Annotated in this window: 14 protein-coding genes; 8 read left to right on the top strand and 6 right to left on the bottom strand. The window is 60.9% G+C overall.

Annotation, left to right across the window (positions count from 1 at the left end; genetic code table 11):
- Nucleotides 1–67: 67 nt before the first annotated feature.
- The gene (gene ffh / locus ACWIKB_RS07060; RefSeq protein ID WP_054054731.1) at nucleotides 68–1444 is read right to left on the bottom strand and encodes a signal recognition particle protein; all 1377 of its coding nucleotides are present in this window, start codon (nucleotides 1442–1444) and stop codon (nucleotides 68–70) included.
- Nucleotides 1445–1654: 210 nt separating this feature from the next.
- Between ffh and ACWIKB_RS07055 the strand changes: the two genes are divergently transcribed.
- The 3 genes from ACWIKB_RS07055 to ACWIKB_RS07045 all read left to right on the top strand — a co-directional run bounded on the left by ACWIKB_RS07055 (nucleotide 1655) and on the right by ACWIKB_RS07045 (nucleotide 5361).
- Complete coding sequence (locus tag ACWIKB_RS07055; RefSeq protein WP_475265957.1) at nucleotides 1655–2467, top strand: cytochrome C assembly family protein; 813 nt, start codon at nucleotides 1655–1657, stop codon at nucleotides 2465–2467.
- Nucleotides 2468–2479: 12 nt separating this feature from the next.
- Entirely contained in the window at nucleotides 2480–3721 is a 1242-nt protein-coding gene (locus tag ACWIKB_RS07050) for a transporter associated domain-containing protein (protein WP_475265956.1), read from the top strand.
- Nucleotides 3722–4044: 323 nt separating this feature from the next.
- Nucleotides 4045–5361 (top strand): MFS transporter, encoded by a 1317-nt coding sequence (locus ACWIKB_RS07045; RefSeq protein ID WP_475265955.1) that lies wholly within the window; start codon nucleotides 4045–4047, stop codon nucleotides 5359–5361.
- 86 nt (nucleotides 5362–5447) lie between these two features.
- Here the strand turns inward: ACWIKB_RS07045 and purT are convergent, their stop codons facing one another.
- The 5 genes from purT to ACWIKB_RS07020 all read right to left on the bottom strand — a co-directional run bounded on the left by purT (nucleotide 5448) and on the right by ACWIKB_RS07020 (nucleotide 8763).
- Nucleotides 5448–6629 (bottom strand): formate-dependent phosphoribosylglycinamide formyltransferase, encoded by a 1182-nt coding sequence (gene purT / locus ACWIKB_RS07040; RefSeq protein ID WP_150701974.1) that lies wholly within the window; start codon nucleotides 6627–6629, stop codon nucleotides 5448–5450.
- Nucleotides 6630–6729: 100 nt separating this feature from the next.
- On the bottom strand, nucleotides 6730–7197 hold the full coding sequence (locus ACWIKB_RS07035) for a preQ0 transporter (RefSeq protein WP_475265954.1): 468 nt from the start codon (nucleotides 7195–7197) through the stop codon (nucleotides 6730–6732).
- Between the two features lie 179 nt (nucleotides 7198–7376).
- Nucleotides 7377–7592 (bottom strand): DUF1289 domain-containing protein, encoded by a 216-nt coding sequence (locus tag ACWIKB_RS07030; RefSeq protein ID WP_475265953.1) that lies wholly within the window; start codon nucleotides 7590–7592, stop codon nucleotides 7377–7379.
- On the bottom strand, nucleotides 7589–8113 hold the full coding sequence (locus ACWIKB_RS07025) for a gamma carbonic anhydrase family protein (RefSeq protein ID WP_475265952.1): 525 nt from the start codon (nucleotides 8111–8113) through the stop codon (nucleotides 7589–7591). The genes ACWIKB_RS07030 and ACWIKB_RS07025 overlap by 4 nt, the downstream gene beginning before the upstream one ends.
- A 50-nt stretch (nucleotides 8114–8163) precedes the next feature.
- Nucleotides 8164–8763: a CoA pyrophosphatase gene (locus ACWIKB_RS07020; RefSeq protein WP_054054747.1), complete on the bottom strand. Its 600-nt coding sequence runs from the start codon at nucleotides 8761–8763 to the stop codon at nucleotides 8164–8166.
- Between the two features lie 146 nt (nucleotides 8764–8909).
- Between ACWIKB_RS07020 and ACWIKB_RS07015 the strand changes: the two genes are divergently transcribed.
- From ACWIKB_RS07015 to ACWIKB_RS06995, 5 genes are all read left to right on the top strand, one after another.
- The gene (locus ACWIKB_RS07015) at nucleotides 8910–9461 is read left to right on the top strand and encodes an NUDIX hydrolase (protein ID WP_475265951.1); all 552 of its coding nucleotides are present in this window, start codon (nucleotides 8910–8912) and stop codon (nucleotides 9459–9461) included.
- A 67-nt stretch (nucleotides 9462–9528) separates the two neighbouring features.
- The gene (locus ACWIKB_RS07010) at nucleotides 9529–10032 is read left to right on the top strand and encodes a L,D-transpeptidase family protein (protein WP_475265950.1); all 504 of its coding nucleotides are present in this window, start codon (nucleotides 9529–9531) and stop codon (nucleotides 10030–10032) included.
- A gap of 482 nt (nucleotides 10033–10514) precedes the next feature.
- Nucleotides 10515–11246, top strand: a complete 732-nt coding sequence (locus ACWIKB_RS07005; RefSeq protein ID WP_475265949.1) for a GntR family transcriptional regulator — start codon at nucleotides 10515–10517, stop codon at nucleotides 11244–11246.
- Nucleotides 11247–11283: 37 nt separating this feature from the next.
- Complete coding sequence (gene nagA, locus ACWIKB_RS07000) at nucleotides 11284–12390, top strand: N-acetylglucosamine-6-phosphate deacetylase (protein WP_475265948.1); 1107 nt, start codon at nucleotides 11284–11286, stop codon at nucleotides 12388–12390.
- Nucleotides 12371–13393: an SIS domain-containing protein gene (locus ACWIKB_RS06995; protein WP_475265947.1), complete on the top strand. Its 1023-nt coding sequence runs from the start codon at nucleotides 12371–12373 to the stop codon at nucleotides 13391–13393. The genes nagA and ACWIKB_RS06995 overlap by 20 nt, the downstream gene beginning before the upstream one ends.
- Nucleotides 13394–13447: the final 54 nt, after the last annotated feature.

Here is a 13447-nt window from a genome sequence, read left to right as displayed (position 1 = left end):
GCGCGGGTTTGCTGTTGATCCCGCATCGCTGCGGGTCTGCGCCGACATGACTGCCGGCGCGGATTCTTTACATTTTCGGCATACCACCGCCGGGCAACATACCGCCCATGCCGCGCATCATTTTGGCCATTCCGCCTTTCGCGGAGAATTTCTTCATCATCTTCTGCATCTGCTTGTGCTGCTTGATCAAGCGACCGATGTCCTGCACCTGGGTGCCGGAACCCATGGCGATCCGGCGTTTGCGCGAACCGCTGATCAGCTCAGGGTCGCGGCGCTCGGCCGGGGTCATGGAATTGATGATGGCTTCCATCTGCTTGAATTGTTTCTCTGCCGCGCCCTGGGCATTGCCCATTTGCGCCAGGTTCACACCGCCGATATTCGGCAGCTTGTCCATGAGGCCGCCGAGGCCGCCCATGTTCTTCATCTGTTGCAGCTGATCGCGGAAGTCTTCGAGGTCGAAGCCCTTGCCCTTCTTCAGCTTCTTGGCCAGTTTGTCGGCCTTGTCCTTGTCGAGGGTCGCTTCGGCCTGTTCGATCAGGCTGAGTACGTCGCCCATGCCGAGGATGCGCGAAGCAATACGCTCAGGATGGAACGGTTCGAGCGCTTCGCTCTTCTCGCCCATACCGATGAACTTGATCGGCTTGCCGGTGATGGCGCGGACCGACAGTGCGGCACCGCCACGGGCATCGCCGTCGACCTTGGTCAGGATTACACCGGTCAGCGGCAGCGCATCACCGAAGGCCTTGGCCGTGTTGGCGGCGTCCTGGCCGGTCATGGCGTCGACCACGAACAGGGTTTCGACCGGGTTGATCGCGGCATGCAGCGCCTTGATCTCGCCCATCATCTCTTCGTCGATGTGCAGACGACCGGCGGTATCGACGATAACCACGTCGATGAATTTGAGTTTTGCTTCTTTAATAGCCGCTTGCGCGATCTCGACCGGCTTCTGGCTCAGGTCGGACGGGAAGAAGGTAACACCGACTTCACCAGCGAGCATTTCCAACTGTTTGATCGCCGCCGGACGGTAAACGTCGGCGGACACGACCATGACCGTCTTCTTCTTGCGCTCTTTAAGGAAGCGCGCAAGTTTACCGGCGGTGGTGGTTTTACCCGCACCCTGCAAACCGGCCATCAGCACGACGGCTGGAGGAACGGCGCTCAGGTTCAGGTCTTCGTTGGCCGCGCCCATCAGGCTTTCAAGTTCGGCCTGGACGATCTTCACGAAGGCCTGGCCCGGCGTCAGGCTGCGCGACACCTCGGTGCCGACGGCGCGCTCCTTGACCGAATTGACGAAGTCCTTCACCACCGGCAGGGCGACGTCGGCTTCGAGCAACGCCATGCGCACTTCGCGCAGGGTGTCTTTGATATTGTCCTCGGTCAGCTTGGCCTTGCCGGTGACATGGCGCAGCGTCTGCGAGAGACGGTCGGTTAAGTTTTCAAACATTGCGCGATCCTTTCAGGCCCTGTGTAGACCGGGATAATGGCGGCCCAGACCGGAATAAACATGTGCTCGGCGAGCCTGCGGCGTGGGCAGGTCGCGGATTATAGCGAAGACTGCGGCTGGCGGACACCTCGCTGTCAGGTTCTATGGTCTTTCGTGCCATGTGGGTTCTATGCCAAACTCAGCGCCTTTCGGGCTTGCCTAACAGGATTTATGCTCCCCTTGTCACCCAGTTTGCTTACTACCCTCGCCGCCGCCTGCTTATATGCCGCTGCGACTATCTATCAAGGCACTCGCCTGGCCTCCGGTGCCAAGGCGAACAAACGCCTGCTGGTCACGCTCGGCGTACTGGCCGTGCTGGCTCACAGCGCGAGCCTGTTCACCCATCTGCTGACGCCGATCGGCCTGGGCCTGGACTTCTTCAGTGCCGCCAGCCTGATTGCCGCCGCGGTCATCGCCCTGACTTTGCTGGCCTGTTCGCGGATTCCGGTGGAGAACCTGCTGATATTGCTGTTCCCCCTCGGCGCCGCCACCGTGCTCCTGGCGCAGTTCGCCCCCGCCGGCACGGTGCAGATCATTGATGAAGAGCCGGGCATCCTCGCCCACATTCTGTTGTCGATCCTCGCCTACGGCATGTTCACCATTGCAGTGTTCCAGGCCTTGCTGCTGCTGGTGCAAGATCACCAACTGAAGAACAAGCACCCGTCAGGGCTGATCAAGAACTTCCCGCCGCTGCAAACCATGGAAAGCCTGTTGTTCGGCTTTCTCTGGGCTGGCTGGACCCTATTGTCACTGTCGCTGATCTCGGGCTGGCTGTTCGTCGAGAACCTGTTCGCCCAGCATTTGGTGCACAAGACCCTGCTGGCCTGCCTGGCCTGGATCGTATTCAGCGTGTTGCTGTGGGGGCGTAATCGCCTCGGCTGGCGCGGACACAAGGCCATCCGCTGGACGCTCGCCGGTTTCTGCCTGCTGATGCTGGCCTATTTCGGCAGCAAGCTGGTTCGTGAATACATTCTGCACATCTGACGGGCGGCAATAATGGACGACTTGCCCATAGGGCCGATGCTCGCAGTGATCGCCCTGCTGATTTTGTGGTCGGGGCTGTTTACCGCCATCGAAGTCGCGCAACAACACTTGTTGGCCCAACGCACTGCTTCGCGCTCAACCGACAAGCCGGTGGCGAAGCTGAGCTTCCCGCTCAACAGCCTGATCCTCTGCAACACCCTGTGCCGCGCCCTGGTCATGGTCATCAGCACTCTGCTGGCGATTTTCACCTGGGCGGAAAACGGCCCTTGGGCCGCCTGCATCGGTGCCGGCGTGATCCTGCTGGTATTCGCCGACTACCTGCCGCGCACCCTCGCCGTCCGCTACCCGGATGCGATCCTGAACCTGGGCAACACCTTGCTCGGCGCGCCGCTGAAAATCATCTATCCCGCTGCCTGGCTGCTCAATGGCATCAGTCAACTGCTAATGCGCCCGTTCGCCCGCAAAGTCAAAGTGGTGCAACAGAGCGAAGACGAAGAACCGGCGGATCGCCACGATGATCACGAACACACGGCTACCCGCCCCCATGCGCTGTCGGGTATTCATGCGCTGGACAACATTACGGTCAACGACATTCTGGTGCCGCGCAGTGACGTCGACGGGATCAACCTCGACGACTCCCTTGAAGAAATCATCGAACAGCTGCGCAATAACCGGCGCACGCGCTTGCCGGTGTTCCATAGCGACATCAATCAGGTCGAAGCAGTGCTCAATACCCGGCAGATCCGTCATCTGCTGCCGGATGCCAGCCTGACCATCGAAGCCTTGCTGGCGGCCTGCCACGAACCGTACTTCGTGCCGGAAAGCACGCCGCTGCAGTTGCAGTTGCTGAATTTCCACAAGCAACAGCGGCGCCTGGGCATGGTGGTGGACGAGTACGGCGAAGTGCTCGGCATCGTGACGCTGGAAGACATTCTCGAAGAAATCGTCGGTGAGTTCGAAAGCGAGCACAGCCTGGACAACCCGCACATCCACCCACAGGCCGACGGCCGACTGGTGATCGAAGGTGCGGCGTCGATTCGCGAATTGAATAAAAGCCTGGGCTGGCACCTGCCCAGTGACGGGCCGAAAACCCTGAATGGCTTGGTGACCGAGGCGCTGGAGACCATTCCGGAGAGCGCGGTTTGCCTGAAGATCGGGCGTTATCGGTTGGAGATTCTCGAGACCGAAGACAACCGTGTCACGCGGGTGTTGGTCTGGCATACCAGTTCGGTTCCGGCCCTGTCCAAAATCTGACGCGATCCTTATTTTCAACGCACAGAACCTGTGGGAGCGGGCTCGCTCGCGAAGGCGATTTCATAATCAGCAGAGATGTTGACTGATAGTCCGCCTTCGCGAGCAATCCCGCTCCCACATGGATTTTGTGTGACCCCAAGCTCATAAAAACCTCCCCTGCCTCAACCCCCCTTGTTGAATCGTTAGCCGCCTTCCTATAATCGAGCCGCTTACCCAAGCCCCGCCTTACCCCGTGCTACCCGCACGCTGCGTTAAACCCACATCCCTGGGTGTTCGACCATAATAATTCGCTCCACTGGAGCATGACTGTCAGGGATCACCGCATGACGACCAGCACCGCATACAGCGACACCACGCCTGCCCAACCGACGAATTCCGCCACGCGCGTGGCCACCGCGAGTTTTATCGGCACCGCCATCGAGTTCTACGATTTCTACGTCTACGCCACCGCTGCTGCGCTGGTGATCGGGCCGGTGTTTTTTCCGCAGACCTCCGGCACCGCCCAGATGCTCTCGGCGTTTCTCACCTTCGGCATCGCGTTCCTGGCGCGACCGCTCGGTTCAGCGCTGTTCGGCCACTTCGGTGACCGGATCGGGCGTAAATCGACCCTGGTCGCGTCCCTGCTGTTGATGGGTGTGTGCACCACGCTGATTGGCGTGCTGCCGGGTTACGACAGCATCGGGGCGTGGGCGCCGATCCTGCTTTGCGTGCTGCGTTTCGGCCAAGGCCTGGGGTTGGGCGGCGAATGGGGTGGCGCGGCGCTGCTGGCGACGGAGAATGCGCCCAAGGGTAAACGCGCCTGGTTCGGCATGTTCCCGCAGCTCGGCCCTTCGATTGGTTTCCTGGCCGCCAACGGGCTGTTCCTGACACTGGCCATGACCTTGAACGACGAGCAGTTCCGCGCCTGGGGCTGGCGCATTCCGTTTCTGCTGAGCGCGGTGTTGGTGATGGTTGGCCTGTATGTGCGCCTCAAACTCCACGAAACTCCGGTGTTCGCCAACGCCATGGCACGCCAGGAGCGGGTGAAGATTCCACTGGTCGAGCTGTTCAGCCAGTACTGGGCGCCGATGTTTCTGGGTGCCGGGTCAATGGTGGTCTGCTACGCGCTGTTCTACATCTCGACGGTGTTTTCCCTGAGCTACGGGGTGTCGACCCTCGGCTACACCCGCGAAACCTTCCTCGCCCTGCTGTGTTTTGCGGTGCTGTTCATGGCGGCAGCCACACCGTTGTCGGCTTGGGCCAGTGACCGTTACGGGCGCAAACCGGTGCTGATCATCGGTGGCGTGCTGGCGATTTTGTCCGGGTTCTTGATGGAGCCGCTGCTGACCCACGGCACGACTTGGGGCGTGGCGCTGTTCCTGTGCATCGAGCTGTTTCTGATGGGCGTGACGTTTGCGCCGATGGGCGCATTGTTGCCGGAGCTGTTTCCGACCCATGTACGGTACACCGGAGCGTCGGCAGCCTACAACCTGGGCGGCATTGTCGGGGCCTCGGCGGCGCCGTTCTTTGCGCAGAAACTGGTGGCGATGGGCGGTTTGAGTTATGTCGGTGGGTATGTGTCGGGGGCGGCGGTGCTGAGTTTGATTGCGGTGCTGTGCCTGAAAGAGACACGGCATAACGATTTGAATCGGGTGGCCTGAAGCAAAAGCTTCGCGAGCAAGCCCGCTCCCACATTGGACCGCGTGATCCTGTGGGAGCGGGCTTGCTCGCGAAGGCCGCGCCTCGGTTACAGCTCTACTACAACAGCCTGAGAAGCACGGGTCGCCTTGGCCCGAGCCGCTTCAATCGACTCATCCCGCGCCAACGCCACGCCCATCCGACGCTGGCCATTCACTTCAGGCTTGCCGAACAGACGCAACGCCGTGTCCGGCTCACTCAACGCGGCGCCCAAATTGGCGAATGCGGTCTGGGTCGACTGCCCTTCTACCAGAATCACCGCCGACGCCGATGGGCCGAACTGACGAATCAATGGGATCGGCAGGCCCAGAATCGCCCGTGCGTGCAGCGCGAACTGCGACAGGTCCTGGGAAATCAGGGTCACCAGGCCAGTGTCATGCGGGCGCGGCGAGACTTCGCTGAACCACACCTGATCACCTTTGATGAACAGTTCGACGCCAAACAGACCACGGCCACCCAGGGCTTCGGTCACGGCTTTGGCGACGCGCTCGGATTCAGCCAGGGCAATCGGGCTCATGGCTTGTGGCTGCCAGGATTCCTGATAGTCGCCCTTCTCCTGACGGTGACCGACCGGCGCGCAGAACGTGGTGCCGCCGACGTGACGCACGGTCAGCAGGGTGATTTCGTAATCGAAATCGATAAAGCCTTCGATGATCACCCGACCTTTACCGGCACGGCCGCCTTCCTGGGCGTAATCCCAAGCGGTTTTCACGTCGTCGGCGCTGCGCAGCAGGCTCTGGCCTTTGCCCGAGGAGCTCATCACCGGTTTGACCACGCAAGGGAAGCCCAGGTCTTCAACGGCTTTGCTGTAGTCCTCAAAGGTGTCGGCGAAGTGGTACGGCGAGGTCGGCAGGTCCAGCTCTTCAGCGGCCAAGCGACGGATGCCTTCGCGGTTCATGGTCAGTTGCGCGGCGCGCGCGGTCGGGATCACGGTGAAGCCTTCGGCTTCCAGTTCTACCAGGGTCGCGGTGGCGATGGCTTCGATTTCCGGCACGATGAAATGCGGCTTCTCGGCCTCGATCACGGCACGCAAAGCGGCGCCGTCGAGCATGTTGATCACATGGCTGCGGTGGGCGACTTGCATGGCGGGCGCGTTGGCGTAACGATCCACGGCGATCACTTCAACGCCCAGGCGTTGCAGCTCGATCACCACTTCCTTGCCCAACTCGCCACAGCCACACATTAATACGCGGGTCGCGGTTGGCGACAATGGAGTTCCGATACGGGTCATCTCAGGTCCTCAAAGAAGCGGATCATCGAGGGATGCGGCCAATGGCGCACTTCCCATGGGGAGAAAGCGCGGCATTTTACATGAACCGCAGGGTTTGGCTTCAGCTGGCGACGGCCTGTTTGCGCAAGCGCCAAGCCATGATGAGCCAGACGACCGTCACACCGGCGAACTTCGAGCCCATGGCGGTGAGGATCACGGCCGGGGTGAAGGCGTCGATCAGGCCGAAAAAAATGAAGGTATCGAGGGGAATGCTCAGGGCCGAACTTATCCACAGGCGATCGTGCAACGGACGTTTGGTGATGCTGAACACCAGCCAGTCGATGCACTCGGATATCGCAAACGCAGTAGCGCTGGCCAGGGCGATGGACGGGTCGGACGTCACGTAGGACAACACCAGTGCCGCCAGCATCGCGGCGATAGCGCCGTGGCCGAAGCGGGTTTGCACCATGTCGCGCAGGACAAACACCAGTCCGCCCCAGGCTGACCAGATGATGTCCAGGTGCGGGGCGGTGGAAAAGGCGTAGTTGATCAGCACGACGCTGCTGATGTAGGCGATCAGGAAGAGCATGGGGATACCCTGTCAAATTTGGTGCACAGAGTACCGTAGGAGCTGACGAGTGCAACGAGGCTGCGATCTTTTGATGTTGTTTTTTAAGGGCAAGATCAAAAGATCGCAGCCTCGTTTCACTCGACAGCTCCTACAGTTCCTACCAGTTCCTACCAGTTCCTGCCAGTTCCAACCAGCTTCTACAGGTCAGGCGTTTTGCCCAGCATCCAGAGCAACCCGCTCGACTTCGCCCGCTCATGACACAACCCCAACACCTTGCGCCGCTCCTCGTTATCCATCCGGCTCCAACGAGTGATCTCTTCCACCGTGCGCTGGCACCCGGTGCAAATATCGTCGTCATCCAGTGCGCAGATATTCACACATGGCGATAGCACCGGCCGTTCAGTAGCGTTCATTCTTGCTGCTCGACCAGGTCGCGGGCATAGCGCTGCGAGTTGTGCACATAGTGGGCGGCGCTGGCTTCGAGCATTTTCTTCTGCGGCTCGGTGAGTTCGCGCACGACCTTGCCCGGCGAGCCCATGACCAATGAACCGTCGGGAATCTCCTTGCCTTCACCGATCAGCGAGTTGGCGCCGATGATGCAGTTCTTACCGATTTTCGCGCCATTGAGGATCACCGCGTTGATGCCGATCAGGCTGTAGTCGCCGACGGTGCAGCCATGGAGCATGGCGTTGTGGCCGATGGTCACGCCAGTGCCGATGGTCAGCGGGTAGCCCATGTCGGTGTGCATCACGGTGCCGTCCTGGACGTTGCTGTTCTTGCCGATCAGGATCAGTTCGTTGTCGCCACGCAACACGGCGTTGAACCAGACGTTGGCGCCCTCTTCCAGTTTGACCTTGCCCACCAGCACGGCATTGGGTGCAACCCAGCTCTGTGGATGGGTTTCGACGCGGGCGTCGCCCAGGCGGTATTTCATCGTGTTGTCCTCAAGGCTCAGGCTGGGTTCACGCCATTCGAACGATGGCTTCAGGTGTTGATAAAACTCTTGGGCGGATGATGCAGGCTGATATCGGCGTCATACAGCAGGTTGATCAACTCGACGATCATGATCGCGGTCAGCCCCCAGATCTTGTACTCGCCATAACGATAGCTCGGCACATACCAACTGCGGCCCTGGTAATCGATGCGGTGGGTGTGTTCTCGCGGGTCCTCGCGGAAGAACTCCAGGGGCACGCTGAACACCGCGGCAATTTCGGCATCGTTGGCCAGGTATTCAACGTAATCAGGAATGACGCCAACATAAGGCGTGACCTTGATGCCGTGCAGGGAGATCAGTGGACTGAGCGGGCCGATCACTTCCACCAGACCGGGCGGCAGGCCGATTTCTTCTTCGGCTTCGCGCAGGGCGGTGAAGATCAGGTCGGGGTCTTCGGGGTCGCGTCGACCGCCTGGAAAGGCGACTTCGCCGCCATGGGTCGAGAGCCCGCTGGCGCGCAGGGTCAGAACCAGTTCCGGTTCGTCACTGCGGGTGATCGGCACCAATACCGCAGCCTCGGGGAAACGCTTGTCGGTTTCAAGGGTGCGTGGCGTGTGGTTGCTTACCCGATGCAGTAGCTCGTCCAGCATGAGTGTTCTCGATCTGTGCCTTACCCTGCATCATGCACCAATCACACCGACCGCCCAACCCCCGAACTGCCCCATGTCGCGAAACGACAACTTGCCGACTGACACCGCCGCACGCCAAGATAGGCGCAGCCTCCAGGAACCCAAGCATGAAATTTTGCAGTCAGTGCGGTAACCCGGTCACCCAGCGCATTCCCGAAGGCGATTCGCGCCTGCGATTTGTCTGCGACAGCTGTCAGACCATTCACTACCAGAACCCCAATATCGTCGCCGGTTGCGTGGCCACCTGGGGCTCGAAAGTGTTGCTGTGCCGCCGCGCCATCGAGCCGCGGCTCGGTTACTGGACCCTGCCCGCCGGTTTCATGGAAAACGGCGAGACCATCGAGCAGGCTGCCGTCCGCGAAACAGCTGAAGAAGCCTGCGCCCGGGTGCGCAACTTGAGCATCTACACGCTGATCGACGTGCCGCACATCAGCCAGGTGCATGTGTTCTTCCGTGCTGAACTGGTGGACCTGGACTTTTGCGCCGGCCCCGAAAGCCTGGAAGTGCAGCTTTTCGAAGAAGCCGATATCCCTTGGTCTGAGCTGGCTTTCCGCACGGTGGGCCGTACCTTAGAATGCTTCTTCGCGGACCGGCAGACGGAGGTCTACCCGGTGCGATCCGAGTCGATTCCGCCGCTGGCTCAAGCGGCCATCACTTAAGCTTCTGTTAATCAAAAACCATCTATAACTTATAAATAGTCGCGACACCTCTAGGGATATCGTTTCAATGCGCTGGTTGCTTGCTCTGTTTTGCCTGTCGTTCGTTGTGGTGTCCCAGGCCTCTACCGTGGTCACCCTGGACGGCAAACCCATCGAAAAAGTGCTGGTGCTCAAATCCGCCCATCAACTGCAACTGATCGCCGACGGCAAGCCGCTGCGAACCTACCGCATTTCCCTAGGCAAAAACCCTCGGGGCACGAAGCTGATGGAAGGCGACAAGCGCACGCCAGAGGGTTTTTACTGGGTGGATTGGCGCAAGGTCAGTGACCGCTACAACCTGGCGATGCACATCTCGTATCCCAACGTTGCCGACTCCGCCCGCTCCCGGCGCGAGGGCGTCGCCCCTGGCGGCATGATCATGATCCACGGCACCCCTGACACCTACGACTACCCGGAAAACCTGTTCCACACCCTGGACTGGACCGACGGCTGCATCGCCATGCGCAACATGGACATGCGCGAAGTTTGGGGACTGGTGCCGGATGGCACGATGATCGAGATTCGGCCTTAATCCTCCCCACAAGCGAAGGGCTTTTGTGGCGAGGGGGCTTGCCCCCGTTGCGCTGCGAAGCAGTGCCAAATCCTGCAACCGGGTTTCAACTGACACCGCGCGTGCTGAATTTACGACTGCTGCGCAGCCGAACGGGGGCAAGCCCCCTTGCCACAGTGGACCGCGTCGCCAGTTAATTCGTGTTCCGACAGCTACCTTCGGTCGCCCTTCGAAAAAATAAATCAAAAAATCGCAGCCTGCGGCAGCGCCTACAGGGTTGATACCAATTCCCACTGTAGGCGCTGCCGAAGGCTGCGATCTTTGCGTTCAAAATCCCCACCTGTAATACCACTTAAAGCCAACCCCTATTCAACCTCCCCGAAAGCCCCGGTTTTCCTGCGCCTTAAGCAAAGTGGTCTCATTGACATGGTATTTAAGTGGTATTAGCTTCCGTCCTACAACCGATCGACAACAATCCAACATCCGCATCGGAAAAGCCCTACATGAATGACATCCAGGCCCTACGTCCTGACGACACCCAGCCGACGCCGCTGTACCTGCAACTGGCGCGCAATCTGGAAGCGGCGATCCACGCCGGTCAATGGAAAGCCGAGCAAGCCATGCCGTCGGAGCGCAGCCTCAGCGAGTCTCTGGGAATTTCCCGCGTCACCGCCCGCAAAGCGCTGGAAGTGCTGTTCGAGCAAGGTCTGATCCGCCGCAACCAAGGTTCTGGCACCTTCATCACGCCGCGCCTGGAACAACCGCTGTCGCGCCTCTCCGGCTTCAGCGAAATGCTCCGTCTCAAAGGCTTCGTCCCCGGTTCGCAATGGCTGGAGCGGGAAATCACCCCGCCGACCCACGAAGAACTGATCCGCCTCGGCCTCTCGCCCAACGACAAGGTCGCGCGGCTCAAGCGCCTGCGCAAAGCCGATGACACGGTGATGGCGATCGAGATGAGCACCCTGCCCGCCTCGATCATTCCCAAGCCGCAAGCGGTGGGCGATTCCCTCTACGAATACCTCGACGGCATCGGTAAACCGATCGTCCGCGCGTTGCAGCACATTCAGGCGATCAATGCCTCGGACGAGTTCGCCGCACTGGTCGGCATCGCCCCCGGCACTGCCATGTTGCTGATGACCCGGGTCGGCTACCTGGAAGACAACACGCCCATTGAAGTCACCGACACCTATTGCCGCAACGACTACTACGACTTTGTCGCAGAGCTTCGTAGATAAAAAGCTTCGTCGCTAACCAAGCTACCGAGAACCAATCATGTCCGAAGACAACATCCTCACCGCCCACGGCTGGGTTCGTGGCCGGCTGATTCACCAGCACGGCAAAGTCGTGTCCATCGAAGGCGTGCCTTGCGATCCGGCCGACAATGACCTGCCTTACCTGCTGCCGGGTTTCATCGACCTGCACGTTCACGGCGGCGGTGGCAAAGACATCATGGAAGGCGCCAGCGCCTTCGAAACCATCACCAAAACCCACGTGCGTTTCGGCACAACATCGTTGCTGGCCACCACCATGACTGCGCCGAGCGAAGAAATTTCCAGCGTGCTTAAAGCCGTCGGCGAGTTCTGCGAGCAGCGCCCGAAAGGCAGCGCCCGAGTGCTTGGCGTGCACCTTGAAGGCCCGTACATCAACCCGGGAAAACTCGGCGCCCAACCGAATTTCGCCCACACCGCGTTGATGGCCGAAGTCGAAGCGTACCTGGCGCTGGCGCCGATCCGCGTGATCACCATTGCTCCGGAAATCGCCGGTCATGACGCGTTGATCCGCGCCCTCAGCGCTCGCGGCGTGCGCATGCAGATCGGCCATACCCTCGGCAGTTACGAGGAAGGCGTGGCAGCACTGGACGCCGGCGCGACCAGTTTCACCCACCTCTATAACGCCATGAGCCCGCTGCATCACCGCGAGCCCGGCATCGTCGGCGCGGCACTGGCTCACGCCAAATACGCAGAGCTGATTCCAGACCTGTTGCACGTGCACCCCGGTGCCATGCGCGTGGCCCTGCGCTCGATCCCGTGCCTGTATTGCGTCACCGATTCGACCGCTGCCGCAGGCATGCCCGATGGGGAATACAAGCTCGGCAGCCACACCGTGACCAAATGCCTAGGCGGCGTGCGCCTGGCCGACGGCACGCTGGCGGGCAGCACCCTGACTATGGATCAGGCCCTGCGCAATCTGGTGAAGATCGGCTTGCCGATCGCCGAAGCCTCGCAGCGTCTGTCGCAATTCCCTGCCGACTACCTCGGCATCACCGAACGCGGCCGCCTGCAACCCGGCAGCTGGGCCGACTGCGTGCGGCTGGACCGCTCACTCACACTGACCGCCGTCATGGTCGAAGGAGAAGACATTGACTTCAAAAATGCTTGAAGAGGCGCTGTCCTCGTTTGAGGCCGTGCAAGCCCAACTGCAACAACTCGACCCGCAAATGATCGAGATCGCCGGACGTCTGCGTCGTCAGCCACCGCAAGTGGCGATGACCGTGGCCCGTGGCAGCTCCGACCACGCGGCGAGTTACTTCGCCTACCTGGCCATGCAGCAACTGGGCATCCCGGTGGCGTCTTTGCCGATGTCGGTGGTGACCATGCAGCAAGCGCCGTTGAAGGTCAGCGGCCAGGTCGCGTTTGCGTTCTCGCAATCGGGGCAAAGCCCGGACCTGGTGAACAGCCTGCGTCTGCTGCGCAAGCGTGGTGCCCTGAGCATTTCCATGGTCAACGCCGAGGGTTCACCGCTGGAAGCAGCGTGTGAGTTCAGCTTGCCGCTGTTGGCCGGCACCGAAAGCAGCGTCGCGGCGACCAAGAGCTTTATCGCCACCCTCAGCGCCAGCGCTCGATTGATCGCGCACTGGAAAGAAGACGTGGAACTGCTCGAGGCCGGCAACGCTCTGCCCGAGGGTCTGCGCGATGCGGCGAAACAGGATTGGAGCCTGGCCATCGAGGCCCTGCGCGATTGCGAGCGTCTGATGGTGATCGGCCGTGGCGCCGGTTTTGCCATCGCCCAGGAAGCCGCACTGAAATTCAAGGAAACCTCGGCGATCCAGGCTGAAGCCTTCAGCAGCGCCGAAGTCCGGCACGGCCCGATGGCGTTGATCGGCGACCAATACCCGCTGCTGGTGTTCGCCCCGCGCGGTGCCGAGCAGGCCGGTTTGCTGAGCCTGGCCGCCGACATGCGCCAACGCGGTGCTCGCGTATTGCTCGCGGCGCCGGATGACGTCAGCGAACGCGACCTGACCTTGACCCGCGCCGAGCACCCGGCCCTCGACCCGATCCTGGCGATCCAGAGTTTCTACGTGATGGCCGCAGGTCTGGCCGTTGCTCGCGGCATGGACCCGGACCAGCCGCGGCACCTGAGCAAAGTGACGCGCACGCATTGAGTTAAAGGGAGCCTGAAGCCCCCCGTAGGAGCTGCCGAAGGCTGCGATCTTTTG

The sequence above is a fragment of the Pseudomonas sp. 5Vm1k genome, from assembly GCF_056161485.1.
The sequence above is the reverse complement of the archived record's forward strand: the minus strand, read 5'-3'. Positions and strand labels throughout refer to the sequence as shown.